Source organism: Novosphingobium sp. SL115, from assembly GCF_026672515.1.
Lineage (GTDB): Bacteria > Pseudomonadota > Alphaproteobacteria > Sphingomonadales > Sphingomonadaceae > Novosphingobium.
In genome coordinates, this window is record NZ_JAPPRG010000002.1 from 2,859,703 (window position 1) to 2,885,325 (window position 25,623).

A 25,623-nucleotide genomic window follows, 5' to 3' on the forward strand; every position below is an offset into this window, starting at 1 on the left:
TTAACCGTGCTGTCAAAGCTCTTCCGCAGCCTGAACCCCCAACAGGGCCAGACCGTTCTTCACAACTTGCCCGATTTGCGCGGCAAGGAAAAGACGAGCTGCGGTCATTGCGGAGTCATGTGCCACAATGAACCGCTTCTCCGGGCGATCATTGCCAAGGTTGTAGTACGAGTGGAAGGCCGAGGCGAGGTCATGGAGGAAGAAGGCGATCCGGTGCGGTTCGCGCGCAATGGCCGCCGCTTCGACCATACGCGGGAACTGTGCTGCCAGCTTCACCAACGCCAGTTCTTCTTCGCCCAGCAGGCCAAGATTTTGCGCCGATGGAACAAAGCCTTCGTCCGCCCCCTTGCGAATGTTCCTGCAGATGCGCGCATGGGCATATTGCACATAGAACACCGGGTTGTCCTTCGATGCTTCCACCACTTTGGCAAAATCGAAGTCCATCTGTGCGTCAGGCTTGCGGGTCAGCATGGTGAAGCGGACCACGTCTTTGCCCACTTCGGCCACCATATCCGCAAGCGTGATGAAAGTGCCGGAACGCTTGGACATTTTCATCGGCTGGCCATCGCGCAGCAACTGCACCATCTGCACCAGCTTCACCTCGAAAGGCTTTGCCGTGCCGCCATCGGCACTGGTCAGTGCGGCAACGGCGGCCTTGATCCGCTTGACCGTGCCGGCATGGTCCGCGCCCCAGATGTCCACCAATGCATCGGCATTCTGGGCCTTCTGGAAGTGATAGGCAAGGTCCGCCCCGAAATAGGTCCACGCCCCGTTCGACTTCTTGATCGGGCGATCCTGATCGTCCCCGAAACGGGTCGAGCGGAACAGCGGCAGTTCGACCGGCTCCCAATCGTCCAGAGTCTTACCCTTGGGCGCTTCAAGCTGGCCATCATAGACCAGATCGTGCGCGCGCAGCCAGCTTTCGGCCGCATCGACCTTGCCCGATGCCTGAAGCTCCGCTTCGGAGGAGAAAAGATCGTGACGGATGCCCAGCGTGGCCAGATCGACGCGGATCATGTCCATCATCGCGGCCACCGCGCGCGTGCGGAACAGAATCAGCCACTCGCTTTCGGGCGCGGTGGCATATTTGCCACCAAATTCGGCAGCCAGCGCCTGGCCCACCGGGACCAGATAGTCGCCCGGATAAAGCCCTTCCGGAATTTCACCAACGGCTTCGCCCAGCGCTTCACGATAGCGGATATGGACCGAACGAGCGAGGACGTCGACCTGCGCGCCCGCATCGTTGACGTAGTATTCCTTGATGACTTTGTGCCCGCTGAAGGCGAGCAAGTCAGCCAGGGCATCGCCCACCACCGCGCCGCGGCAGTGGCCCATGTGCATAGGACCGGTCGGATTGGCCGACACATATTCGACATTCACCACTTTGCCGCCACCCATGGCAGAGCGGCCATAATTAGCCCCTGCCTGCGCGATCAGCGCCAGTTCGCCGCGCCAGGCATCATCAACCAATCGCAGGTTGATGAACCCCGGCCCGGCAATCTCGGCCGAAACGACGCGCGGTTCTTTTTCCAGTTCGGCCACCAGCGCAGCGGCCAGAGCGCGCGGGTTGGTACCTGCAGGCTTGGCCAGCACCATCGCGGCATTGGTCGACAGATCGCCATGCGAAGGATCGCGCGGCGGTTCGCACGTCACCGCGCTTCGCGGCAGTCCGCCAGGCAACGTGCCTGCCACTTCCAGCGCAGTCAGCGCGGCATCGATTACCCGAACGAAGTCGGCGTGAAGATTCATCTGGCCATCAGTCATGGCCGCGCGGTTAGCGGATGTGCGCGAAAAGCGAAAGAGTGTGATACCCGGTCACTTCCGAGCCGCGTCAGCCATCAGAGCCAGCCATCAGAGATTGTCAGCGCCGCACGTTGTACTGCAGTTGTGCGTCCGTAAGCTGGAAGCCCACCAGCAATTCAAAGTTCGCACGGGCAAGCGCAGCCTTCACGTCAGGCTGGGCCAGCGGATCGACAGCGGCGTCCTGATCGCCAGCGCGGCGCTTGCGCGAAATGCGCTGGGCGATCTCTTCGGGCAGTGCAGCTTCGGCCTTTTCGACATAGGCCGCGCCTTGTGCCTTGGCGCTGGCACGAGCCTGACCATCGGCAAAATCGAGCACGACCTTGCCCACCCGCTTGGCGACCACCACGTTGCCGCCACGAATGACAGTGGAGAAATAGGGCAGTTCCACCCGGCGCGCGCCGCGCGTATCGACACGGCGGGCCTGCACATCAAAGCTGGCCAGCGAATAGAGCTTGTCGCCATCGGTGCACTGCGAACGGACATTGGTGATGACCGCTTCGACATCAATCGCCGCCGAATCAGTGCGACCCGCTGCAGTGAACAGCGTGATGTCTCCGGTGTAATCAGGCACACCTACGCGCGGGCAAGGATCGCGCAGCGCCTTGACGCCCACCGCTTCATCCACGACCAGTTCGCCACGCTTGGCCCCGCAACCACCCAATGCAAGGGCCGCAACAAGCGGGGCGCCCCAAATGGCCCATTTCATCACAGGGCGACGGGCGGATGCGATCATGGGCACTTTCATCCTTGCAAAAAGCTGTGTTCTTTTGGCGCTGGGCCGACATTTGCGGTCACCTCTACCCACCCAGACCGCTTTCGGCAATGGCGGGAGGCTGCGCTTGCTGCTAAGGGCCGGGCGATGAACGCCAGCTTGCCAGAACCCGCGTCCGAAGGGACATCGCCCAACCTTCTTCCCCTGCGCCTGTTGATTGCCGCGCCGCGCGGATTCTGCGCCGGGGTGGACCGCGCGATCGAAATTGTGGAGCGCGCCCTGCAGCGTTACGGCGCGCCGGTTTATGTGCGGCACGAAATCGTACACAACCGCTTTGTCGTGGATGGACTGAAGGCCAAGGGTGCCACGTTCGTGGAAGAACTGGACCAAGTGCCCGATGGCGCGCCAGTGGTATTTTCTGCCCACGGTGTGCCCAAAGTGGTGCCGCAAGTCGCCAGCGAACGCGGGCTGGACTGGCTGGACGCCACCTGCCCGCTGGTCAGCAAAGTCCATCGGCAGGCCGAACGACAGGTTGAAGCCGGGCGGCACATCCTGTTCATCGGCCACAAGGGACACCCCGAAGTGATCGGCACGATGGGGCAGGTTCCGGCAGGCACGATTACACTGGTCGAAACGCTGGACGATGTGGCCCGGCTGAGCTTTCCCGAAGATCAGGCGCTATCGTTCCTGACGCAGACCACGCTTTCGGTGGACGATACCGCCGAAATCGTGGCCGCCTTGCAGGCAAAGTTCCCGCAGATCGTCGCCCCCAAGGCCGAGGACATCTGTTACGCAACGTCCAACCGGCAGGCTGCGGTGAAGGCGATTGCCGAACAATGCCAGTTGCTGCTGGTGATTGGCGCGCCCAACAGTTCCAATTCACTGCGGCTGGTGGAAGTGGCCCAGCGGCTGGGCACACCATCGCGATTGATCCAGCGCGCCAGCGAGATTGATCCTGCGTGGCTGGACGGTGTGGAAACGCTGGGCCTTACCGCCGGTGCGTCGGCTCCTGAAGTGCTGGTGCGCGAGGTGGTGGACAAGATCGCCAGCTTGCGCGCGGTGACCGAAGAAACGGTGACCACTGCCGAAGAAAAGATGGTGTTCAAACTGCCGCGCCAATTGGTGGACTGACCATGGCCGTTTATACCCAGATCGGCGCGGAAGAGATGGCCGCGCTTGTTGCCGATTTTGGCGTAGGCCAGTTGGTTTCGGCCAAGGGCATTGCCGAGGGCGTATCCAACAGCAACTGGCTGCTGGAAACGACAGGGGCAGATGGTGCCGGCGCGCGCTTCATCCTGACAATGTATGAATTCCGCATAGAAATTGCGGACTTGCCTTATTTCCTGTCGCTGCTGGACCATCTGGCAGCCAAAGGCTGTCCAGTGCCGCGGACGATTCACGATCGGGAAGGTCGGCTGTTCCGCCTGCGCCCCAATGCCGATGGCGAGGACAAGGCGCTGGCGCTGATCGAGTTTCTGCCCGGCGTTTCGGTCAGCGATCCCACGCCTGCACAGGCCCGTGCAGTGGGCGGAGCGCTGGCTTCGCTGCATGCGGCGGCGGCGGATTATCCGGCCAGTCGCATAAATGGAATGGGCCTTGCCGAATGGCAGCGACTGTTCGACGCCTGCGGGTCTGACGGGCTGGCGCAAATCGACCCTGACCTGGCCGGGCTGGTGGCGCAATATATGCCAAAGATCGCAGCGCAATGGCCCGACCATCTGCCACGCTCGGTGATCCATGCCGACCTGTTTCCCGATAACGTGCTGATGCTGAACGACAGGGTGACAGGGCTGATCGACTTCTATTTCGCCTGCAATGATCTGATCGCCTATGACGTTGCAGTAACCCATGCAGCGTGGTGCTTTGATGCCAGCGGGCACACCTTCCAGGCCGACCTGTCGGCTGCCTTGCTTGAAGGGTATGAAGCGGTCCGTCCGCTATCGGCCGAAGAACGCGCTGCGCTGCCGCTGCTGGCGCAGGGCGCGGCAATGCGCTTCACCTCAAGCCGCGCGTTCGATTGGCTGAACACACCTGTCGATGCGCTGGTGATGCGCAAAGACCCGATGGCCTTTGCCCGGCGGCTGAAATTCTACGCTGAAAATCCGGCCATCTTTGCATGAAGCACGTCGAAATTTTCACCGATGGCGCGTGCAAGGGCAATCCCGGCAAGGGAGGCTGGGGCGCGCTGTTGCGCATGGGCGAGCATGAAAAGGAAATGGCCGGGTCCGAAAAGGAAACGACCAACAACCGCATGGAATTGATGGGCGCGATCCGCGCGCTGGAAGCCTTGAAGCAGCCATGCCGAGTCACTTTGCACACCGACAGCAAATACGTGCTGGATGGCATCACCAAATGGGTATTCGGCTGGCAAAAGAAGGGCTGGAAAACAGCCGATAACAAGCCGGTGAAGAACGAAGACCTGTGGCGCGCACTGGTGGAAGCCACGCGCCCGCACAAGATCGAATGGGTCTGGGTAAAAGGCCACGACGGCCATCCGGAAAACGAACGCGTGGACAAACTGGCCAGCGACGCAGCGCTGGCAGCCTGATGCCGACTTGCGCCGCCCGTTTCCGCGTGGCGCAAGTCGGGTGTCAGGAAGCGATCAGTCTGCGGTAGTCGTATCTACCACTTCTGCACCGGGACCGTTCTTCAGGATCGATTCAATGGCGTTTCTGGCGCTGGCCTTGCTGGCATAGCCTTCGGTCCAGAAGATGGCCTCGCTATTGTGGCAGAAGTAGGCGACGAACTCGCCTCCCTTGTTCTTGCGGATTTCGAAACGGTGCGCCATCGCAGGGCCTCCTTGGTGGAATTGCCCTGCAAGCTTAGCATTGCCTGCACACCGCCTCATGTAAAAACTGGTATTACACCGTCGCAAATCTTGCCGGTGCATAGAATGCAGCGTCAATCTCTTGTGTCAGCCCATCACGCGGGAGGCCCAACAGCAACTGCGCGCCAAGCCGCGCGGCAGCAGGCGCGGTCTGAATGCCGAAACCGCCCTGCCCGGCAAACCAGAACAGTCCGTCCGCTCGCGGATCGAAGCCATAGACTGGCAGCCTGTCAGGCGCGAACGAACGCAATCCGGCCCAGCGCCGTTCCATCGCAGCAATCTTCCAGTCCACCACCTGTTCAAAACGGTCGATGGCTATGGCAATGTCCAGTTCCTCAGGCGCGGCATCACCTGCCACATCGGGAATTTCATCATGCGGAGAAAGCCACAGCCGCCCGCCTTGCGGTTTGAAATAGAAGTCTTCGTTGATACCCAGCGTGAGCGGCAGGGTATCGAGGGGCGCAGGATCGGTGCGCAGTTGCACGATAGTCCGGCGCAGTGGTTGAATGCCCAGCGGCCCCACGCCCACCAGTTCGGCCACGCCATCGGCCCATGCCCCTGCGGCATTGGCCAGAATGCCTGCGCGTGCAGCACCATCCGCCCAGCTTATCCGCCAGCCAGCGCCATCACGTTCAATCCGCTCCACCCGTGCCCGCACACGCAGCACCGTGCCGGTGCGGCGCGATGCCGCAAGATAGTGCTGATGCAGGCCCGCCACATCGATATCGGCGCATTCCGGCTCCCACGCACCGACGACCCAGTCCCCCCGCAAACCGGGAACGCGAGCATCCAGCGCGGCGCGGTTCTGCAAATGCAGCGTAGCGCCAAGCGCGGTGAACTTTTCGATGAATGCTTCCACTTTGTCCCGGTCCGCCGCCGTGCCGATGTTCAGCGCGCCACGCGGCGACAGAAAGCCGCCCTCCTTCAGAAAGCGGCCCGATGCCATGGTCAGTGGGAAAACCCCCGGCCCGCCATAAGTTTCTTCCCAGAACGCGGCAGAACGTCCTGTCGTGTGATAACCGGGCGTATCCTCGGCTTCTACCAGCAGCACACGCGCATACGGGGCGCATTCGGCGGCAAGGCTGGCTCCGGCCATACCTGCGCCAATGATGGCAACGTCAAATTCTCCGGCAATATCGTCTGAGGCAAACTGGTTCACGCAGGCTTCGTTTCTTCCGTGGGAGGGGCAAGACGATCCAGAAAGTCGTCGATGGTGTGAATCACCTCGTCACGCACTTCGTCAACCTCGCGCAAAAGTTCATGCCGCGCCTCTTTGCCCCAAGTGGCGAGCTGCGCGCGGGGCAAACGGCGAGCAGCGCGTTCGATCGCAGGCCATGACACTAGCCCATCATAGCGCGCAGCCAGCAACAGGACCGGCGTGTCCACCGCTTCAAGCACACCGGGCACCTCCAGCGCGCGGATCGAGGCATAGCCGCGTTCAACCCAGCGCCAACTCCCCGGTCCCATACCCAGAAACGGTCGTGCGGCCTTCCAGTGCGCTTCGTCTGCATAACGCGCTTCGTCATGCGTCAGTAGCGTGTTGCGCGCCGCTACTGATGCGCCGGGCTTCTCGCTACTTTTCCATGCAGGCCGATCAGGACTACCGATTCGGCACATCAACTGGGCAACGCCATGAAGCATGCGAATCGGACCCGGCGCGAGAAATCCGAGCATCGGCGCACTTAAAACCGCAGCAACAGGGTTAATTCGTTGCTCAGCAACAGCACGCAGCACAAGATGCCCACCCATCGAATGACCAACGATGACATGCGGGGCTGGTGTAGTGGTAACCCAGCCCTGCCAGAACACTGCCAGATCATCCAACCACACCGAAAAATCGGGCACATCGCCGGTCAGCGGATCAGCGGCAAAGCGTCCTGAACCTGCTTGTCCACGCCAGTCAAGAGCAGTGACACGCCACCCTTCTTCGTGCCAGTAATCAAGTGATTCCAGATACTTTTCATAAAAGTCCCCCCGCCCCGGCAGGAACAGGATGGATCCGCGTGGGGCATCGGGCATGGCAGGATCGGACACACCGGGCCAATCGATCCGGCGGATTGCATGGCCATCGGGCGCGGCCCACTCAGCCTCGGTTGCCGTGGCAGGAATTGCCCTGCGGTCCATCCGCCGCATCGTGCCCAGATCCATGCCGAACTGCCTCCACCAACGCAAATCCGCGCCAAGGTTTGGTTACCGTTTGGTAAGTGATTGTCCCGTATGCCCGGTGACATGCAGGGAAACATCATCGTTTACGGACTGGTCGGAGCATTGGCAATCGCGCTGCTGATTGCCGCTTTCACCGATATCCGTCGCCGCCAGATCGACAACTGGCTGAACGCGGCCATTGCGCTGGGCGCACCGGTATATTGGTGGGCGGCAGATCTTTCCTTGTGGCCGGACGTCGCCATGCAACTGGGGGTCGCTCTCGCGGCATTTCTGGTGCTGGCCGGGCTGTTTGCGCTGAAGATGATGGGCGGCGGCGATGTAAAGCTGCTGGCCGCGCTGGCGCTTTGGCTTGCGCCGCTGACGTTTCTCAAACTGCTGCTGATGATGTCGATCATCGGCGGTCTCCTGACCATCGTGATGGCAGCGTGGCACTTTACACGGACGCGCCGCCGCGATGCGAAGATCCCCTACGGCGTAGCAATTGCCGCCGCAGGCCTGATTACGCTGGCTCCCACGCTGGAGGCCGGGTGGCGCTCCGTTACCGGGGCGTAAACGCGGTAATGCAATTTTTAACCAATTTGACCGACACATCCGGGCCGAATTGAACATCCGATCTGTAATTTTTGAACTCTGAACTTGGGCGGGAAAAGTTAGCCATGGACAAGAGGAAGCTGATGCTGCTGGTGGGGGCGCTGATCGTGGCGATCGGCACGGCCTTCGCTGCGAGGAGCCTTTTCGCCGGCGCATCGACGCCTCAGGCCGAAGCGGCCTCGAAGCTGGCGATGGGACCGAAGGTGCTGGTCGCGCAACGCGCCCTGCCCATCGGCACGATCATTACGGCTGATTCGCTGAACTTCCAAGCCTGGCCCAAGGACATGGTGCAGGACGCCTACTTCATTGAAGGCGAAACCGACATGCAGAAGATGCTGGGCACCGTGGTTCGGAACCCGATTACTGCGGGCGAACCAGTGACCAAGGGCAATCTTGTGGCGCCGGGCGACCGTGGCTTTCTTGCGGCAGCCCTTGCACCGGGCATGCGCGCCGTCACCATCCCGGTTTCGGCACGCACCGGCGTTGCGGGCTTCGTCTTTCCGGGCGACCGCATCGACCTCGTGCTGACCCAGACGGTCAAGGCAAGCGGTCAGGCCGCTGCGCTCAGGGCTTCGGAAACCTTCCTAAAGAACCTCCGCGTTCTCGCTACCGACCAGTCGACCGAACAGACCATGGTGGACGGCAAGACCCAGGTGCGCACTTTCAGCACTGTCACGCTTGAAGCGACGCCGAAGATGGCCGAAAAGATTGCCGTGTCGCAGACTATCGGCACGATCAGCCTCTCGCTGCGCTCGCTGGCCGACAACTCTGCCGAACTTGAACAGGCGGTTGCCTCAGGCGACGTGAAGATCCCAGCCGGCGCCACGCCCCAGCAGGAAGAAGCCCTGCTCAAGCAGGCGATGAACCGCCCGCTTGAAGCAGGCAAGGGCAGCTTTGTCACCGGCGGCGATGTCTCGCGCTTCCAGCGCTCAACCATGCCGGTCACCGAAACGCCCCGGATGGGCGGTTTCTCCAGCCCCTCCCCCCGCATGGGCGGACGCGACGAGCAGGTAAAGACCGGCCCGACCGTTCGTGTAACTCGCGGCAAAGAGACTGAAGACGTCTCGCTGGGAGGCAAGTGATGAAGACCGCGCGCCCCAATCCGCATGCGAAGGATCGCAAGATGAACCGCCGCTTCTCCACCTCGCTTATCTCGGCCGCGATGATCGTGCTGCCGCTGGCAATCGCCCCGGTTCCCGGTGCACTGCACGCCCAGAGCATGACCAGCCCTTCGCGCACTGTCACACTGTCCATCGGCAAGGGTGAAATGATTACCGTGCCGGGCCGTCTGGCCGACGTTTTCGTCGCAGATGAAAAGGTAGCGGACGTTCAGGTCAAATCGACCAACCAGCTTTACGTGTTCGGCAAGGGTGGCGGTGAAACCACTGTCTATGCCAGCGACACCAAGGGCACCGTGGTATGGTCCGCCAACATCCGCGTCGGCAACAACATCGACTCGATCGATCAGATGCTGCGCCTGGCCATGCCGGACGCCCGTGTCAGCGTGGCCACGATGAACAACACCGTGCTGCTGACCGGCACTGTTGCCGCACCGGAAGATGCAGCTGAGGCTGAACGACTTGTTCGCGCCTTCACCGGCGACAAGACCAACGTCATCAGCCGCCTGAAGATGGCAACCCCGCTGCAGGTCAGCCTGCATGTGAAGTTCGCCGAAGTCAGCCGCACACTGGTGCGCACCATCGGCATGAACGTGACCTCGATCGACGGCACCGGCGGCTTCAAGTTCGGCATCGGTCAGGGCCGGACATACGGTTCGACCGCCACCACCGATCCGTTGCTGCCGTTCGGTGTCGGTAATGCGCCGACGGGCTACACTTTCGATCCGACCGCCATCACCGCAACCAACCCCACGGGTATCGCTGCAAAGGCAGGCACCGCCGTCACAGCGACCACCGCAGGCACGACCATTGCCGGCATGGGCAAGTTCCTCGGTCTGGACCTGCTCGGCGCGCTGGATGCTGGTGAAACGCTGGGGCTGGTGACTACTCTGTCGGAACCCAACCTGACCGCGCTTTCGGGCGAAACGGCAGACTTTCTGGCAGGCGGTGAATATCCCATCCCGGTTTCGCAGGGGCTTGGCACCACGTCGATCGAATACAAGAAATACGGCGTCAGCCTGGCCTATACTCCCACGGTTCTGGCCAATGGCCGCATCTCCATCCGTGTGCGTCCCGAAGTATCGGAACTGTCCAGCACCGGCGCACTCAAGCTCGACAGTGTCGAAATCCCGGCGCTGACCGTGCGTCGTGCAGAAACCACCATCGAACTGGGTTCGGGCCAATCGTTCATGATCGCGGGTCTGCTTACCAACGGCGCGCAAAATTCGCTGACCAAGATGCCGGGCGCGGGCGACATCCCCATTCTGGGATCGTTGTTCCGTTCGACCAGCTACAAAAAGGGCGAAACCGAACTCGTGATTATCGTCACGCCGTATCTGGTCAACCCGGTCAACGCCGATGAAATCGTCCTGCCGACCGATGGCTTCCAGCATCCCAACGACATCCAGCGCCTGCTTGGCAACATGGAGAACGACGGGGTGAGCGGCGCAAAGCGTCCTGGTCCTGTCGAAAAGGACGGATCGGTCGAAACCGGACCGAAGGTTGGCGCACTTGATACGCCTGCCACCACCACCCAGCCGCGCGACCGTCGCAGCGACAAGAAAGTCGCCAGCGCCAAGCCCGGCTTCAGCATTCAGTGAGAAAGGGACAAGCCATGCGTCATAGCCTCACCCGCAGCGCGGCAAGTGCGCTCGCCCTCTCGCTCGCAGTCGTCCTGTCGGCCTGCTCCAGCGTGCCCGAAAACCGCATGCTCAATTCGGTCCATCAGCCGGTAGTCGAACGCAACCGTTATGTCTTCGATGTCGAAACGCTGCCCGGTGGTGGTATGTCGATCTCGGAACAGCGCCGCCTTGAAGGCTGGTTCGAAAGCCTTGGCCTGAAATACGGCGACAAGATCGCCGTGGACGATCCACTTGAATCGCGGGCCACAATGGCTTCTGTCGATACCGTCGCCGGTCGCTGGGGCATCATCGTCGAAGCAGGTCCGGCACCGGTAACGCCCGGATATGTGCCTGCTGGCGGTGCCCGCATCGTCGTCTCGCGCACCACGGCCAGCGTGCCGGGCTGCCCGGACTGGTCGGCCAAGTCCGACTTTTCGATGAGCAACCGCACGATGTCGAACTTCGGCTGCGCCACCAACAGCAACCTTGCGGCGATGGTGGCCGACAAGGAGCACCTCATCAAGGGTGCAAGCGGGACTGGCGAAACCGTGGTGATGAGCGGCAACAAGGCCATCGACAGCTATCGCGCGGCCAAGCCGACCGGCGAGGAAGGGCTGAAGAACAACAGCACTTCGAGCGTCAAGAGCAGCAGCGGCGGAGGGAACTGAAACCATGAGCTGGATGAACAACAACCGCGATCCCTTCGCCGCCTTCATGTGCGACGAAACTTCGCTGGACACGCTCCGCCCGGTCATCGCAGACATGGGCTGGCCTTCGGAAAAATGCCATCGTGGAGGCCTGCGCAACGCGATCCAGTCGCTGTCAGTAACGGCCAGCCCGAACATTCTGATGGTCGACCTGTCGGAAAGTGGCGATCCGCTGCATGACATCAACGCCTTGGCCGAAGTGTGCGAACCGGGCACCGTGGTTATCGCGGTGGGCCAGGTCAACGACGTGCGCCTCTATCGCGATCTGATTGCGTCGGGCATTCAGGATTATCTGCTGAAGCCGCTGAACGCCGGGCAAATCCGCGACGCGCTGGTCAATGCGCAGGCGATCTTCACAGCACCCAAGAATCACGACTCGTCCGGGGTCAAGCGCCACGTCTCGACCGCTGTGGTCGGCACGCGCGGCGGCGTGGGCGCATCCACGCTGGCCACGTCGCTGGCATGGCTGTTCAGCACCGATCACCGTGCGCCCACCGCGCTGCTCGATCTTGACGTCCACTTCGGCACCGGAGCGCTGACGCTTGATCTGGAACCGGGCCGAGGCCTGAGCGATGCGATCGACAATCCCAGCCGCATTGACGGCCTGTTCATCGAACGCGCAATGATCCGCGCCAACGATAATCTGGCGATCCTTTCGGCCGAAGCACCGATCAATTCGCCGCTGATGACCGACGGCAGCGCCTTCGTCCAGTTGGAGGAAGAATTCCGTCACGCCTTCGAAATGACGGTGATCGACATGCCGCGCAACATGCTTATCAACTTCCCGCACCTGCTGGCAGATGTGAACGTGGTGATCCTTGCCACCGAACTGACCCTGGCTGGTGCGCGCGATGCGATCCGCCTGCTTTCGTGGCTGAAATCGAACGCTGCCCATGCCCGCCCGATCATCGTGGCGAACAAGGTGCAGCCGGGCACGGCCGAAATCAGCAAAGCCGATTTCGAAGCGTCGATCGAACGCAAGATCAACTTCATGATCCCTTACGACATCAAGGCTGCATCCAACGCCGCAAAACTGGGCCAGACCTTCGTCAATGCCAATCGCGCGTCGAAGGCAGGCGGCGTGCTGCGCGACGTAGCGCAGGCCATTGTCGGATCGGTTGACGAAGACGGCGCGACCGCAGCCGATACCGGAGCGGACAAGCGCAAGGCATCGCTGCTGGGCAAGTTCGATCTGAAGAAAATGCTGGCGACAAAGCCCAAGTCCAAAGTTGCTGCGAAGGCGTGACCTGCGGGCGACCGCCCAGCCAATACGCTTGACCAGCCGCAAGATTGAAATGACAGGAAGGCATCCGCAATGACGAGCACGATCCAGCTTATGGTTATGGCCTTTGGCCTGCTGCTGGCCATGGTGCTCGCCTATGCGGCGCTATCAGGGCCTTCTGCATCGAAAGAAGGCAACCGCCGGCTGCAAGCGGTGCGCTTTCGCCACTCTGACAACACCGACGACAAGGTCGAGGCGCAGTATCGCAAGACCGTCGCCGCCCGCAAGCCGACAACATCGCGTGTGCAGGGCAAATCGGCGACCAAGCTCCAGGTACTGGCGCAGCGACTGCACAGAACCGGCAAGAAATGGTCGTTGACGCAGTATCTGTACCTGAGCGGCGGCATGGCATTTACCATCACGGCGCTTGTATGGATGAAGACGGGCGCACCTGTGCTCGCACTCGGCGTAGGTGTGGTTATAGGCGGCGGTCTGCCGCATATGGTGGTTGGTCGGACCATCAAGAAGCGACTGGACAACTTTACCGCACGCTTGCCGGACGCCCTCGATCTCCTCATCCGCGGTCTGCGTTCGGGCCTGCCCGTCACGGAAACGCTCGGCGTGGTTGCAACCGAACTTCCCGGCCCCGTGGGCGAAGAGTTCAAGCTTGTAACCGACCGTATCAAGGTTGGCCGCACCATGGAAGAAGCGCTTCAGGAAACGGCAGACCGCCTGAATATCCCTGAATTCAACTTCTTCTGTATCACGTTGGCTATTCAGCGTGAAACCGGTGGCAACTTGGCCGAAACGCTGTCCAATCTTTCCGAAGTGTTGCGCAAACGCGCGCAGATGAAGCTGAAAATCAAGGCGATGAGCTCGGAATCCAAGGCATCGGCCTATATCGTCGGTGCTCTACCCTTCCTCGTCTTTGCCCTGATCTACACCATCAACCCGACCTATCTTGGTGGCTTCTTCACCGATGATCGCCTGATCATCGCGGGCATGGGCGGGCTGACCTGGTTCAGCATCGGCATCTTCATCATGGCCAAGATGGTCAGCTTCGAAATCTGAGCGATAAGGAACAGGCGACCATGATGAACACCACGCCCAGTCCGACACTGCTCGGCTTCGATGTCTACTTTATCGGTTCGATCCTCGTTGCCATTGCCGCTGTTGCCGTAATGCTGGCCATCTATGCTGCGGTAACCGTGCGCGATCCGATGGCAAAGCGCGTCAAGGCGCTCAACGAAAGGCGCGAACAGCTCAAAGCTGGTATTGTCACCAGCAATGCACGCAAGCGGGCCAGCATTGTTCACCGCAACCAGACCACCGACCAGATTCGCGGTTTTCTGGAATCGCTCAAGGTTCTGCAGGACAGCCAGCTTTCGGTTGTACAGCAGAAGCTGGCGCAGGCAGGTATCCGCAAGAAGGAATGGGCAGTTGCGGTCATTCTGGGCCGCTTGATCGGACCGATCCTGTTCGGCCTGCTGGGCGCGACAATGTTCTACTGGTCCGACATGTTCGCCGACTGGTCACCCATCAAGCGCATGTTAGGCCTCATGGCTTTTCTGGTCGCTGGCTACAAAGGGCCGGACGTGTTCGTGCAGAACATGATTTCCAAGCGTACCGCGGCCATCCGCAAAGGCCTGCCCGATGCGCTTGACCTTCTGGTGATCTGCGCCGAAGCAGGCCTTACCGTCGACGCCGCCTTTGGCCGTGTGTCACGCGAACTCGGCCGGGCTTACCCGGAACTGGGTGATGAATTCTCGCTGACCGCGATCGAACTTTCGTTTCTCACAGAACGCCGCCAAGCCTTTGAAAACCTGGCTTATCGCGTCGATCTTCAATCGGTGAAGGGCGTCGTCACCACGATGGTCCAGACCGAACGCTACGGTACGCCACTGGCATCAGCGCTGCGCGTGCTGTCGGCCGAATTCCGTAATGACCGCATGATGCGCGCCGAAGAAAAGGCTGCACGCCTTCCTGCCATCATGACTGTGCCGCTGATCCTGTTCATCTTGCCGGTGCTGTTCATCGTCATTCTCGGCCCGGCGGCCTGTTCCATCAGTGACGCTCTTATCAACCCTTCAACACCGCCGAAATAGGCACTGACCAGACAAAATCTGACATGAACAAGGCTCGGCAGGATAACACCCGCCGGGCCTTGTTCCATTTTGAATGATGCAGCCGATCAGGCTTGGCCAACCACCTGATCTATAGCGCCGAAAATGCTGCGCCCTTTCGCGTCACGCATCTCGATCCGCACCGTATCGCCATTCTTGAGAAAAGGCGTGACAGGCTGACCATTTGCAATGGTTTCAACCATGCGTTGTTCAGCTATGCAGGCATAGCCGCGTCCGCCTTGCGCCACCGGGCGGCCGGGGGAACCATCTGCGTCGCGATTTGAAACCGTGCCCGATCCGATAATCGTGCCTGCGCCGATTCGCCGCGTCTTCGCCAGATGTGCGATCAGCACGCCGAAATCAAAAGTACACTCTTCGCCAGCTTCGATCCGTCCGAAGGACTGCTGATTCAGGTCAACCATCAGCGGCAGATTCAGCTTGCCGCCGACCCATGCCGCGCCCAGCCCCGCCGGGGTAACGAACACCGGCGAGAAATGGCTGGCAGGCTTTGACTGCACAAAACCAAAGCCTTTGGCCAGTTCTCCCGGAATGAGATTGCGCAACGACACGTCGTTGACCAGTCCGACCAGCCTGACATAGTTGATCGCCTGTTGCGGCGTAACGCCCTGCGGCACGTCGCCTGTCACCACCACAATCTCGGCCTCGAAATCGCAGCCCCAGCTTTCGTTTGCCAGACTGATCGGTTCGCGCCCACCGCGCAGATCGTCACTGCCACCCTGATACATCAGAGGATCGGTCCAGAAACTGTCTGGCAATTCGGCACCGCGCGCTTTGCGCACCAGTTCGACATGATTCACATAAGCGCTGCCATCAACCCACTGGAACGCGCGCGGCAGCGGGGCGCAGGCTTCGCGTTCGTGAAAGCGTTTGCGCGGGATGGCTTCGTGCGCCAGTTCGATGGCCAGCGCCTCAAGCCGCGGACAATGCCGGTCCCAGTCGTCAAGCAATCCCTGCATCGTGGGGACAATGTGATCTGCATCGGCATACCATGCCAGATCATCGGAAACGACGATCAACCGTCCGTCACGCCCCTGCGGCAGAGATGCAAGTTTCACTTTTCCTCAACCTCCATCGCACGCGCTGCTTTCAACAACTTTTCCAGAATGCTGCGCAGCTTTTCCTGTTCGCGCGGGGTGATCGCGGCAAAAATCCGCTCATACATCTCCACCGCCTGAGGCCATATCTGGCCGTGCAGTTCACAACCCGATGTGGTCAGTTCAAGGTGGTGCGAGCGGCCATCCATTTCATTAGGGCTGCGCTGCACCAACCCGCGCTCTTCCAACACCTTGCAGGCGCGATTAACCGCCACCTTGTCCATCAGGGTTGATCGAACAAGATCGCGTTGCGTCAATGGCCCGGCATCGCCCAAGACAGCCATGATCCGCCATTCGGGAATTTTAAGGCCAAATTCGCTGCGGTATTCACCCGCAATCAGGCTGCTCACCGCGTTCGAGGTGATAGCCATGCGATAAGGCATGAAGTCGGAAAGGCGTGTCTGTGTTCCGGGCATGATTTCGTATCACATGAAACCAGCCTGGGACGCAAGAGAGAAAGAAAATAACACCAGGCGGTGCCGCGCGCGTTACTAATTTTCGCGGTTTGGTTCCAGACGAAATTTTCTTTAGCGCACGGAGCCTGTGCTTTGCACAAAAAAAAACGCCCGAACCGCACCTGCGGCCGGGCGCAAAACCACTTAAGTCCACTTTCATCAGTGCGCCAGAATACCGGCCATGATGAAATCGACGGTATGTTCACGATAGCTGTCGCGCAGTTCCTCGGTCAGCGTATCCTGATCGAAGCAGTGCTTCAGCACCAGCCGCGCAGAAAAGAACCGGTCCGCCGCCCCGGTGACGGTGAAATAGAACAATTGTGGATTGATCGCACGGAACACTCCCGCCTTCACCCCTTCTCCGATGAACCGGTTATAGGCGCGGTGCAGCGGCAGCAGATACTGGTCGGCAATACGCTTGGCCTCGGCCTCATCACTGTCACGCACCAGCCGCATAAGCAGGCGGTTAAGATAAGGATAAGCGTAATAGGTGTCGATGCACTTCGAGATATGGCGCCGCAGTTTGGCTTCAGGATCCATGTCATCCTTGGACAGCAACGCATCCACCGATTTGACGATGGTTTCCATATCCCGGTCAAGCAAGGCTTTGAGCAGGCCTGCTTTATTACCGAAGTAATATTTGACCAAGGCGGAATTCAGGCCTGAACGCAGGCTCAGTTCCGACAGGGAAATGTCAACGACATCTCCCTCGCGCATGATGTTCGACGCGGTCTGCAACAGCAGCTCGCGTGCGCCCGGCGTTTCAAGGCCTTCACCTTTTTGCACTTCTGCGTTCATTCCCAACCCGGCTCATTCCACCATGGATAAAACGACGGCATATCCGAAGAAACCCGCCCAGGGTAGGTGGGCGCGCGTTTTTCGAGGAAACTGCTGATCCCTTCGGCTGCGTCCTTCCCCCGCGAAAGCGTGTAAATTGCCCGGCTGTCAACCCGGTGTGCCTCCATCGGGTGCGAAAGACCGGGATTATGCCACAACATCGCCCGCGTCATCGCCACCGAAACCGCGCTGGTATTGTCCGCAATCTCACGCGCCAGCGCCACGGCGGCAGGCATCAGATCCTCAGGTTCGTGAAGTGAACGCACAAGGCCACCGCGCAGTGCTTCGTACGCATCGAAAACCCGTCCGGTCATACACCATTCGAGCGCCTGCGGCAGCCCAACGATGCGCGGCAGGAACCAGCTTGAACACGCTTCAGGCACGATCCCGCGCCGCGCAAAGACCAGCCCGAACCGGGCCTTGGTCGACGCAAGACGGATGTCCATCGGTAATTGCATGGTTACACCCACGCCCACCGCCGCACCATTGATTGCGCCGATCACGGGCTTCTTCGACTGATAGATGCGCAGTGTCAGCAGCCCGCCACCATCGCGCACGCGCGAGTCGGAAAGGTCTGTCACCGCCTCGCCGCTGGAAAATACGTGCTTGCCGTCATCAGGGGTAAGGTCGGCACCAGCGCAAAACGCCCGGTCGCCTGATCCTGTCACAATCACCGCCCGAACGCTGTCATCGGCGTCAGTCTTGTCGAACGCATCGATCATCTCGTTCATCATGGTGCCGGTAAAGGCATTCATCTTCTCAGGCCGATGCAGCGTGATCGTGGCGATGCCATCGGCGATGTCGAGCCGGATTTGCGTATAATCGCTCAAGAAACCTCTCCCAGGATGATGGGGGCGAAATCACTGCCCCGCCCCTCACCGTTAGACTCTGGCTTTAACGCGGCGCCATGCGGATCGCGCCGTCCAAACGCACATCCTCGCCGTTGAAGTATCCGGTTTCGATCATGCACATCGCAAGATTGGCGTATTCCTCAGGCATACCCAGACGCTTGGGGAACGGCACCGACGCAGCCAGTGCCGCCTTCACGTTGTCGGGAGCGCCCTGCAACAGTGGGGTGTTGAAAATGCCCGGCAGAATTGTGTTCACGCGGATGCCTTCGCTCATCAGATCACGCGCGATGGGCAGGGTCATGCCCACGACGCCGCCCTTCGATGCCGAATAAGCCGCCTGCCCCATCTGGCCATCTTCCGCCGCAACCGAGGCCGTATTGACGATTGCCCCGCGCGAACCAAATTCGTCGCACGGATCAAGCGTCATCATGCCCGCGGCTGACTTGGCGATGCAGCGGAACGTGCCAACCAGATTGATCTGGATGATCCAGTTGAACGCATCCATCGGGAAATGCTTGATCTCGCCGGTTTCCTTGGAACGACTGGCGGTCTTGATCGCGTTGCCCGTGCCAGCGCAGTTCACCAGAATGCGTTCCTGCCCGTGGGCGGCGCGGGCCTTGGCAAAACCGGCATCGACGCTTTCGTCGCTGGTCACGTTCACTTCGCAGAACACGCCGCCAATCTCGGCAGCCATGGCTTCGCCCTTTTCCTTCTGAAGGTCAAAGATGGCAACCTTCACGCCCTTTGCGGCCAGCGCGCGGGCGGTGGCGGCACCAAGGCCGGACGCGCCGCCGGTGACCACAGCGGCAACGGTGTTATCAAGCTTCATCAGGCAATTCCCTCTCTTAAAGGCTGTAATTTCAAAGCGCTTCGATGATCGTCACATTGGCGACGCCGCCGCCTTCGCACATCGTCTGCAAACCATATTTGCCGCCGCGCGCGCGCAGCGCATGAACCAGCGTGGCCATCAGCTTCGTGCCCGAAGCGCCCAGCGGATGGCCCAGCGCAATCGCGCCGCCATTGACGTTCAGCTTTTCAGGATCGGCTCCGGTGTGCTTCAGCCACGCCATAGGCACCGAAGCGAAAGCTTCGTTAACTTCATAAAGATCGATGTCGGCCATTTTCATGCCAGCCCGCTGCAAGGCGCGATCGGTGGCGAACAATGGTTCTTCCAGCATGATTACCGGATCGCCCGCCGTCACAGTCAGGTTGTGAATGCGCGCCAGCGGGGTCAGGCCGTGCGCTTTCAAAGCTGCTTCCGATACTATCAGAACCGCGCTCGACCCATCGCAGATCTGGCTGGCACTGGCCGCCGTCAGCGAACCGTCAGGGCTAAGCAGTTTGACCCCGGCAATGCTTTCAAGCGTTGCGTCAAAACGGATACCTTCGTCCACCACATGCATCGTCGGGCCTTCGGGCGTTTCAATCTCGATGCCCACGATCTCGTTGGCAAAGGCCTGCGCATTGGTGGCGGCAATCGCCTTGAGGTGGCTGTTCAGCGAGAAGCGATCCAGATCATCCTTGGAAAAACCGTGCTTCTTCACGATCATTTCCGCGCCCACAAACTGCGAAAACATCACGCCCGGATACTTCTCTTCCAGCCCGGCCGATTTGTAGTGCCCCAGCCCTTCCTTCATATGGAACGTGGCGTTTGACCCCATCGGCACCCGGCTCATGCTTTCAACGCCAGATGCGATCACCACGTCCTGCACGCCCGACATGACCGCCTGCGCTGCGAACTGCACCGCCTGCTGCGAAGAACCGCACTGGCGGTCAATCGTCACCGCAGGCGTCGATTGCGGCAACAGCTTGGATGCCAGCACCGCATTGCGCCCCACCTGCATCGCCTGCTGGCCGGCCTGTGTTACACACCCCATGATGACGTCGTCCACGGCAGCCGGATCGATGCCCGTGCGCGCCACGATGGCATCAAGGCTGCGCGCGGCCAGATCAACCGGATGCACCCCCGCCAGCCTGCCGCCGCGCCGCCCGCCAGCCGTCCGCACCGCATCGACGATATAGGCAGTAGCCATCTTGTTCCGACTCCTATGGAAACTCTTTAATCGAACGATTAAGTCGCGCACGCGCGCTGGTCAAGCATACTTGTGGCAAGACCGCACAGACCGCATAGACCAAGCCCATGAGCAAGGAATCCGCCCTGATCGACGCCATGCGCGTATTGGCCAACCATCCCGCTGCGCGCGGGCTTGCCGATGATTGCGCGGTGCTGGACTTCGGCGGTGAAGTGCTGGTGCTGACGCATGACATGATGGTCGAAGGCGTCCATTGGCTGCCGGGACAGGACATGGCTGATGTGGCCTGGAAACTTGTCGCCACCAACCTGTCGGATCTTGCCGCAAAGGGCGCACAGCCGGTCGGCGTGCTGCTGGGCTTCACGCTGGGCCAGGGCGATGAAAGATTCATTGCCGGGCTGTCAGAAGCCCTCACCGCATTCGATGTGCCCTTGCTGGGCGGCGATACCGTCAGCGCCAATGGCCCGCGCAGCCTTGGCCTGACCGCGCTGGGCCGGGCCACGCACCACCCCACCCCTTCGCGATCAGGCGCATCGGCTGGCGATGGGCTGTGGATCACCGGCCCCGTCGGCGCCGCCATGCTGGGGTTCGAGGCCCTGCGGGATAACACTGGGCAAGACAGCACTGCCTTCCGCCGCCCAATCCCGCGCCTTGCCGAAGGCCGCGCACTGGCTCCGCTCGCCACTGCCATGATGGATGTGTCAGACGGCCTGCTGATCGATGCCGCGCGTATGGCCCGTGCCAGCGGCATGACCCTTGCCATCGACAGTAGCGCTGTGCCCTTGCCCCCAGCGCTGCCCGCCCACCGGCATGATGAAGCCATGCGCTGGGGTGACGATTACGAACTGCTGTTCACCCTGCCCGCAGGAATCGCGCCGCCAATCGCCGCCTTCCAGATCGGAACCACCCTTCGCGCAACACCATCACCTGTTATCGTCGATGGTGCAGTGCCGCATGGAAAGCTGGGTTATACGCACGATTAAAAACCCCTTGATCCACGTCATGGAAGGGCTTGCCGGAGCCAAATAAACCTATAGCCTCCTGTTCTACCCGCAAACGACGGGGGACGGGCCATTCGTGGCACCGGTAATAAGGGGGATGCCAACGTGAACCTAGTTGTCTTATCGATAATACTAGGGTTGCTTGCCGTGGTTTACGGCTTTGTAACCAGCCGCCAGGTGCTCGGCGCACCGGCAGGCAATGCAAAAATGCAGGAAATTGCCGCCGCCATTCAGGAAGGCGCACAGGCCTATCTGAAGCGCCAATATACCGCGATCGCCATCGTCGGCGTGGTCGTGGCCGTAATCGTCGCGGCAACGCTCGGCGTGATCGCCGCAGTGGGCTTCGTGATAGGCGCGGTGCTTTCGGGCGTGGCGGGCTTCATCGGCATGAATGTGTCGGTACGCGCGAACGTGCGCACAGCCGCCGCCGCGCAAAGCGGGCTGCAACAAGGCCTCACGCTGGCGTTCCGCGCCGGCGCGATCACCGGTATGCTGGTAGCGGGCCTTGCGCTTCTCGCCATCGCAGGCTTCTTCTGGCACCTGACCAGCACCGGCGGCTTCGGCCATGGCCTTGCCCCGGATGATCGGATCGTCGTTACGGCGCTTACCACGCTGGCGCTGGGCGCTTCGCTGGTGTCGATCTTCGCGCGCCTTGGCGGCGGCATCTTCACCAAAGCGGCAGACGTCGGTGCCGATCTTGTCGGCAAGGTCGAAGCAGGCATCCCCGAAGACGATCCGCGTAACCCTGCCGTTATCGCTGATAACGTGGGCGACAATGTGGGCGACTGCGCCGGCATGGCCGCCGACCTGTTCGAAACCTATGTCGTCACCGTAGGCGCCACCATGGTTCTTACCGCGTTGCTGCTGAAGGGCGTGGGCGATATGCTCATGCCGTTGATGAGCCTGCCTTTGCTGATCGGCGGGGTGTGCATCGTCACCTCGATCATCGGCACCTATTTCGTCAAGCTGGGCAAATCGAACAACATCATGGGCGCAATGTACAAGGGCTTCCTTGTCACCGCTGTCCTGTCGATTCCAGCCATCTGGTGGGCCATTTCCTACGCCTTGGGCGGTATGGAAACCGGCATCGGTGAAGCGGGCTTTACCGGGCGCACCCTGTTCTATTGCGCGCTGCTTGGCCTTGCCATCACCGGCCTCATCATCTGGATTACTGAATACTACACCGGCACCAACTATCGTCCGGTAAAATCCATCGCTCAGGCGTCGGTCACCGGCCACGGCACCAACGTCATTCAGGGCCTTGCCATCAGCCTTGAAGCAACCGCGCTACCCACGCTGGTCATCTGCGCGGGTATCGTCATCGCCCACCAGCTCGCCGGGCTGATCGGCATTGCCTATGCCGCAACATCGATGCTGGCCCTTGCCGGCATGGTCGTGGCGTTAGACGCCTATGGCCCGGTTACCGACAACGCCGGTGGCATTGCCGAAATGGCAGGCCTTGACGATTCGGTCCGTGAAAAGACCGACGCACTCGATGCCGTGGGCAACACCACCAAGGCCGTGACCAAAGGCTATGCCATCGGTTCGGCAGGTCTTGCCGCGCTGGTGTTGTTCGCTGCCTATACGACTGATCTTCGGGAATTCTTCCCGACGCTTGAGGTCAACTTCAGCCTTGAAAACCCTTATGTCATCGTCGGCCTGCTGTTGGGGGCGCTTCTTCCCTATCTGTTCGGCGCAATGGGGATGACCGCCGTGGGCCGCGCTGCCGGTGACGTGGTGGTTGATGTGCGCGATCAGTTCCGTGAAAATCCGGGCATCATGGCAGGCACGTCCAAGCCCGATTATGCCCGCACGGTCGATCTCGTGACCAAGGCGGCAATCAAGGAAATGATCGTGCCGTCGCTGCTGCCGGTGCTTGCCCCGATTGCAGTCTATTTCGTGATCGCTGCGGTTGCAGGCCCTGCCAACGGCTTTGCCGCACTTGGCGCGCTGCTTCTGGGCGTGATCGTCGGCGGCCTGTTCGTTGCCCTGTCCATGACATCCGGCGGCGGCGCATGGGATAATGCCAAGAAGTATATCGAAGACGGCCACCACGGCGGCAAGGGTTCCGACGCCCACAAGGCTGCCGTTACCGGCGATACCGTGGGCGATCCTTACAAGGACACTGCCGGTCCTGCCGTCAATCCGATGATTAAGATCACCAACATCGTCGCGCTGCTGCTGCTCGCGGCGCTGGCTGGTCACGCGGTGGGATAACACCACCGGGACCAACCGCGCGTTGGGGAGAAGGAACCCCGTCCGGTGCAATCCGGGCGGGGTTTTTTCTTTTCTTTTCAATCACCCAAAACGGGTAGGTCGTTAACCACATCTTCGGGCCTTGGCCTTAAGCGAAAGCGTGGAGACAAACACGTTGAACGCGCCAACATTCACCATGGCCTCGGCGAAAATGCCGGATGGACCGCGCATCACGGCGCAGGCACACGCCCAGCCATGGCGCAAATGGGCAGAACCTGCGCTGCGCGACCAGTGGCAAAAGCTCGCAGAAGGCGCATCCACGCCCAATCCCTTCTTCGAACCGTGGTATCTGTTGCCTTCGCTTGCTGCATTCGATCAGGCTGGGGACGTGCAGATCGTATCGGTGGAAATCGGTGGCGATCTGATTGGCCTGATGCCTCTGAAACCTTCGCGCCGCTATGGCCGCTGGCCCTTCCCTCAACTGTCCGCGTGGCTTCATGCTAACGCTTTCCTTGGCGCGCCGCTCGTTCGCAACGGTTATGAAGCGATGTTCTGGCAAGCGTTGCTCGACTGGGCAGATGCTGCCCCTTCGGTGGGTCAGAGCCTGTTCCTGCATTTGCCAGCCATGCCGCTGGACCAGCCGCTTACCCGCATCCTGTTCGATTTGTGCAGCGCCACCGGTCGCACTGCAGGCCTTGTCATGCGTGAAGAGCGCGCGTTGCTGCAATCGTCCCTTTCGCCCGACCAATATCTTGAAGCCGCATTGCCGGGCAAAAAGCGTAAGGAACTGCGCCGCCAACACGCCCGTCTGACCGAACAGGGCCAACTGGCGGTTGATCGTCGCCACGATGCGTCCGATCTCGCCGAATGGACCGAAGCCTTCCTCGCATTGGAACGCAGCGGATGGAAAGGGCGCGCTGGCAGCGCCATGGCCAGCGCAGATGAAACCGCAACGCTGTTCCGTAACGCGCTGGGCGAAGCAGCACGCCTTGGCAAACTGGAACGGCTGGCACTTACTCTTGATGGCCACCCCATTGCCATGCTTGTGACCTTCATCACTGCCCCTGGCAGCTTTTCCTACAAGACCGCCTTTGACGAATCCTTTGCCCGTTTCTCGCCGGGGGTTCTCCTCCAGCGCGAGAATCTGGCATTGTTACAGCGTGAAGGTGTGTCGTGGTGTGACAGTTGTGCCGCGCCAGACCATCCCATGATCGACAGCTTGTGGACCGAACGACGCGCCGTTGGCCGCATTTCTGTTGCGATCGGCGGCCTGATCCGCCGCACGCTCTTCAAACAACTCCTCGCCCTCGAACTGGGACGAAACCCCACCGGAATCACGCGATGAACCATCAGTCCAACGCTTTCAGCCAGATCAACCCGGTCGACACCTTCGATGAAACCTCGCGCTCGGCATTTGCCGTCGCCTATCCCGAAGGTCCGCACAAGCTGGTTCACCGACTTCGCGATCACCCGCTGATGCAGCTTGATGCGCTGGCGGTGCTGGGGGAAACGCTGCCTGACCGTTCGGTCGAATACAACCGGGCAGACCTGCCCATCGGCTTGAATGGGGAAAAGGCCCCCGGCAACGGCATCGGCATTGGCGAAACCATTCGCACCATCGCTTCGTCCGGCAGTTGGGCCGCGCTCAAGAACATCGAACAGATCCCGGCCTATGCCGACCTGCTGAATGCCTTGCTCGAAGAACTGCGCCCCACCATCGAGGCCCGCACCGGGGCGATGCTCAAACCGCAAGGCTTCGTATTCATCACCAGCCCCAACGGCGTCACCCCTTATCATTTTGATCCGGAACACAACATCCTGCTGCAATTGATGGGCAGCAAGGTGATGACCATGTTCCCGGCAGGCGACGCCCGCTATGCTCCCGATCAGACCCACGAAACCTATCACACCGGCGGCGGGCGCGAACTGTTCTGGCGTGATGAACTGCTGCATGGCGGCAAGAAATGGTCGCTCCAACCGGGCGAGGCGCTTTATGTGCCGGTCATGTCGCCGCATTTCGTCAACAACGGCCCCTCCCCTTCTGTTTCCCTGTCGATTACATGGCGCTCGGAATGGAGCTTTGCCGAAGCCGATGCCCGTGCCTTCAACGGGCTGTTGCGCAAGCTGGGCCTTAATCCTCGCGCCACCGGACGCTGGCCTGCCACCAACCGCGCCAAAGCGCTGTGCTGGCGCATTTATGCCAAAGCGCGGGGCCTGAGATAGACATCATCCCGTTGACGTAAA

25 protein-coding genes are annotated in these 25,623 nt (G+C 60.8%); 14 read left to right on the forward strand and 11 right to left on the reverse strand.

The window, feature by feature from the left end:
• Positions 1 to 12: 12 nt before the first annotated feature.
• Both argS and OVA07_RS15320 read right to left on the reverse strand, forming a co-directional pair.
• Positions 13 to 1,764 carry an arginine--tRNA ligase gene (argS, locus tag OVA07_RS15315; protein ID WP_268172357.1) on the reverse strand — a complete coding sequence of 584 codons (1,752 nt, stop codon included), beginning with the start codon at positions 1,762 to 1,764 and terminating at the stop codon, positions 13 to 15.
• Between the two features lie 97 nt (positions 1,765 to 1,861).
• Positions 1,862 to 2,536, reverse strand: a complete 675-nt coding sequence (locus OVA07_RS15320; RefSeq protein ID WP_268172358.1) for a hypothetical protein — start codon at positions 2,534 to 2,536, stop codon at positions 1,862 to 1,864.
• 126 nt (positions 2,537 to 2,662) lie between these two features.
• Here OVA07_RS15320 and ispH point away from each other — a divergent pair, with 126 nt between their 5' ends.
• Genes ispH through rnhA form a run of 3 tightly spaced genes read left to right on the forward strand, consistent with a single transcriptional unit; the run spans position 2,663 to position 5,063 of the window.
• The gene (gene ispH, locus OVA07_RS15325) at positions 2,663 to 3,646 is read left to right on the forward strand and encodes a 4-hydroxy-3-methylbut-2-enyl diphosphate reductase (protein WP_268172359.1); all 984 of its coding nucleotides are present in this window, start codon (positions 2,663 to 2,665) and stop codon (positions 3,644 to 3,646) included.
• A gap of 2 nt (positions 3,647 to 3,648) precedes the next feature.
• Positions 3,649 to 4,635, forward strand: a complete 987-nt coding sequence (gene thrB, locus OVA07_RS15330; RefSeq protein ID WP_268172360.1) for a homoserine kinase — start codon at positions 3,649 to 3,651, stop codon at positions 4,633 to 4,635.
• Positions 4,632 to 5,063: a ribonuclease HI gene (rnhA, locus tag OVA07_RS15335; RefSeq protein ID WP_268172361.1), complete on the forward strand. Its 432-nt coding sequence runs from the start codon at positions 4,632 to 4,634 to the stop codon at positions 5,061 to 5,063. The genes thrB and rnhA overlap by 4 nt, the downstream gene beginning before the upstream one ends.
• A gap of 54 nt (positions 5,064 to 5,117) precedes the next feature.
• On the opposite strand, the gene OVA07_RS15340 is transcribed toward rnhA, so the two are convergent.
• The 3 genes from OVA07_RS15340 to OVA07_RS15350 all read right to left on the reverse strand — a co-directional run bounded on the left by OVA07_RS15340 (position 5,118) and on the right by OVA07_RS15350 (position 7,490).
• Positions 5,118 to 5,303: a YegP family protein gene (locus OVA07_RS15340; RefSeq protein WP_268172362.1), complete on the reverse strand. Its 186-nt coding sequence runs from the start codon at positions 5,301 to 5,303 to the stop codon at positions 5,118 to 5,120.
• Between the two features lie 73 nt (positions 5,304 to 5,376).
• Complete coding sequence (locus tag OVA07_RS15345; protein ID WP_268172363.1) at positions 5,377 to 6,501, reverse strand: NAD(P)/FAD-dependent oxidoreductase; 1,125 nt, start codon at positions 6,499 to 6,501, stop codon at positions 5,377 to 5,379.
• Positions 6,498 to 7,490 carry an alpha/beta fold hydrolase gene (locus OVA07_RS15350; protein WP_268172364.1) on the reverse strand — a complete coding sequence of 331 codons (993 nt, stop codon included), beginning with the start codon at positions 7,488 to 7,490 and terminating at the stop codon, positions 6,498 to 6,500. The genes OVA07_RS15345 and OVA07_RS15350 overlap by 4 nt, the downstream gene beginning before the upstream one ends.
• A gap of 81 nt (positions 7,491 to 7,571) precedes the next feature.
• Between OVA07_RS15350 and OVA07_RS15355 the strand changes: the two genes are divergently transcribed.
• From OVA07_RS15355 to OVA07_RS15385, 7 genes are all read left to right on the forward strand, one after another.
• Positions 7,572 to 8,060, forward strand: coding sequence for an A24 family peptidase (locus OVA07_RS15355; RefSeq protein ID WP_268172365.1), 489 nt, complete (start codon positions 7,572 to 7,574; stop codon positions 8,058 to 8,060).
• A 104-nt stretch (positions 8,061 to 8,164) separates the two neighbouring features.
• Positions 8,165 to 9,181, forward strand: coding sequence for a Flp pilus assembly protein CpaB (gene cpaB / locus OVA07_RS15360; protein WP_268172366.1), 1,017 nt, complete (start codon positions 8,165 to 8,167; stop codon positions 9,179 to 9,181).
• Positions 9,181 to 10,818, forward strand: coding sequence for a type II and III secretion system protein family protein (locus OVA07_RS15365; protein WP_442789656.1), 1,638 nt, complete (start codon positions 9,181 to 9,183; stop codon positions 10,816 to 10,818). Before cpaB ends, OVA07_RS15365 begins: the two co-directional genes overlap by 1 nt.
• 14 nt (positions 10,819 to 10,832) lie before the next feature.
• Complete coding sequence (locus OVA07_RS15370) at positions 10,833 to 11,507, forward strand: CpaD family pilus assembly protein (protein ID WP_268172368.1); 675 nt, start codon at positions 10,833 to 10,835, stop codon at positions 11,505 to 11,507.
• Positions 11,508 to 11,520: 13 nt separating this feature from the next.
• A complete protein-coding gene (locus tag OVA07_RS15375) occupies positions 11,521 to 12,792 on the forward strand; it encodes a pilus assembly protein CpaE (RefSeq protein WP_268172729.1) in 1,272 nt (423 codons plus the stop codon).
• Between the two features lie 69 nt (positions 12,793 to 12,861).
• Positions 12,862 to 13,839 (forward strand): type II secretion system F family protein, encoded by a 978-nt coding sequence (locus OVA07_RS15380; RefSeq protein ID WP_268172369.1) that lies wholly within the window; start codon positions 12,862 to 12,864, stop codon positions 13,837 to 13,839.
• Positions 13,840 to 13,859: 20 nt separating this feature from the next.
• A complete protein-coding gene (locus tag OVA07_RS15385; protein ID WP_268172371.1) occupies positions 13,860 to 14,873 on the forward strand; it encodes a type II secretion system F family protein in 1,014 nt (337 codons plus the stop codon).
• 86 nt (positions 14,874 to 14,959) lie between these two features.
• Here the strand turns inward: OVA07_RS15385 and OVA07_RS15390 are convergent, their stop codons facing one another.
• From OVA07_RS15390 to OVA07_RS15415, 6 genes are all read right to left on the reverse strand, one after another.
• Positions 14,960 to 15,967, reverse strand: coding sequence for a fumarylacetoacetate hydrolase family protein (locus OVA07_RS15390; protein ID WP_268172373.1), 1,008 nt, complete (start codon positions 15,965 to 15,967; stop codon positions 14,960 to 14,962).
• Positions 15,964 to 16,422: a MarR family winged helix-turn-helix transcriptional regulator gene (locus tag OVA07_RS15395; RefSeq protein WP_268172375.1), complete on the reverse strand. Its 459-nt coding sequence runs from the start codon at positions 16,420 to 16,422 to the stop codon at positions 15,964 to 15,966. The genes OVA07_RS15390 and OVA07_RS15395 overlap by 4 nt, the downstream gene beginning before the upstream one ends.
• A gap of 198 nt (positions 16,423 to 16,620) precedes the next feature.
• Positions 16,621 to 17,259: a TetR family transcriptional regulator gene (locus OVA07_RS15400; RefSeq protein WP_268172377.1), complete on the reverse strand. Its 639-nt coding sequence runs from the start codon at positions 17,257 to 17,259 to the stop codon at positions 16,621 to 16,623.
• Entirely contained in the window at positions 17,256 to 18,128 is an 873-nt protein-coding gene (locus tag OVA07_RS15405) for a crotonase/enoyl-CoA hydratase family protein (RefSeq protein ID WP_268172379.1), read from the reverse strand. The genes OVA07_RS15400 and OVA07_RS15405 overlap by 4 nt, the downstream gene beginning before the upstream one ends.
• A gap of 64 nt (positions 18,129 to 18,192) precedes the next feature.
• Positions 18,193 to 18,978, reverse strand: coding sequence for an SDR family NAD(P)-dependent oxidoreductase (locus tag OVA07_RS15410; protein WP_268172381.1), 786 nt, complete (start codon positions 18,976 to 18,978; stop codon positions 18,193 to 18,195).
• Positions 18,979 to 19,009: 31 nt separating this feature from the next.
• On the reverse strand, positions 19,010 to 20,182 hold the full coding sequence (locus OVA07_RS15415; RefSeq protein ID WP_268172383.1) for an acetyl-CoA C-acetyltransferase: 1,173 nt from the start codon (positions 20,180 to 20,182) through the stop codon (positions 19,010 to 19,012).
• A gap of 107 nt (positions 20,183 to 20,289) precedes the next feature.
• Here OVA07_RS15415 and thiL point away from each other — a divergent pair, with 107 nt between their 5' ends.
• The 4 genes from thiL (at position 20,290) to OVA07_RS15435 (ending at position 25,602) form a co-directional block, all read left to right on the forward strand.
• Positions 20,290 to 21,165 (forward strand): thiamine-phosphate kinase, encoded by an 876-nt coding sequence (thiL, locus tag OVA07_RS15420; RefSeq protein ID WP_268172384.1) that lies wholly within the window; start codon positions 20,290 to 20,292, stop codon positions 21,163 to 21,165.
• 123 nt (positions 21,166 to 21,288) lie between these two features.
• Positions 21,289 to 23,400 (forward strand): sodium-translocating pyrophosphatase, encoded by a 2,112-nt coding sequence (locus OVA07_RS15425; RefSeq protein WP_268172386.1) that lies wholly within the window; start codon positions 21,289 to 21,291, stop codon positions 23,398 to 23,400.
• 154 nt (positions 23,401 to 23,554) lie between these two features.
• Positions 23,555 to 24,724 (forward strand): GNAT family N-acetyltransferase, encoded by a 1,170-nt coding sequence (locus tag OVA07_RS15430; protein WP_268172388.1) that lies wholly within the window; start codon positions 23,555 to 23,557, stop codon positions 24,722 to 24,724.
• A complete protein-coding gene (locus tag OVA07_RS15435) occupies positions 24,721 to 25,602 on the forward strand; it encodes a transcriptional regulator (RefSeq protein ID WP_268172390.1) in 882 nt (293 codons plus the stop codon). The genes OVA07_RS15430 and OVA07_RS15435 overlap by 4 nt, the downstream gene beginning before the upstream one ends.
• Positions 25,603 to 25,623: the final 21 nt, after the last annotated feature.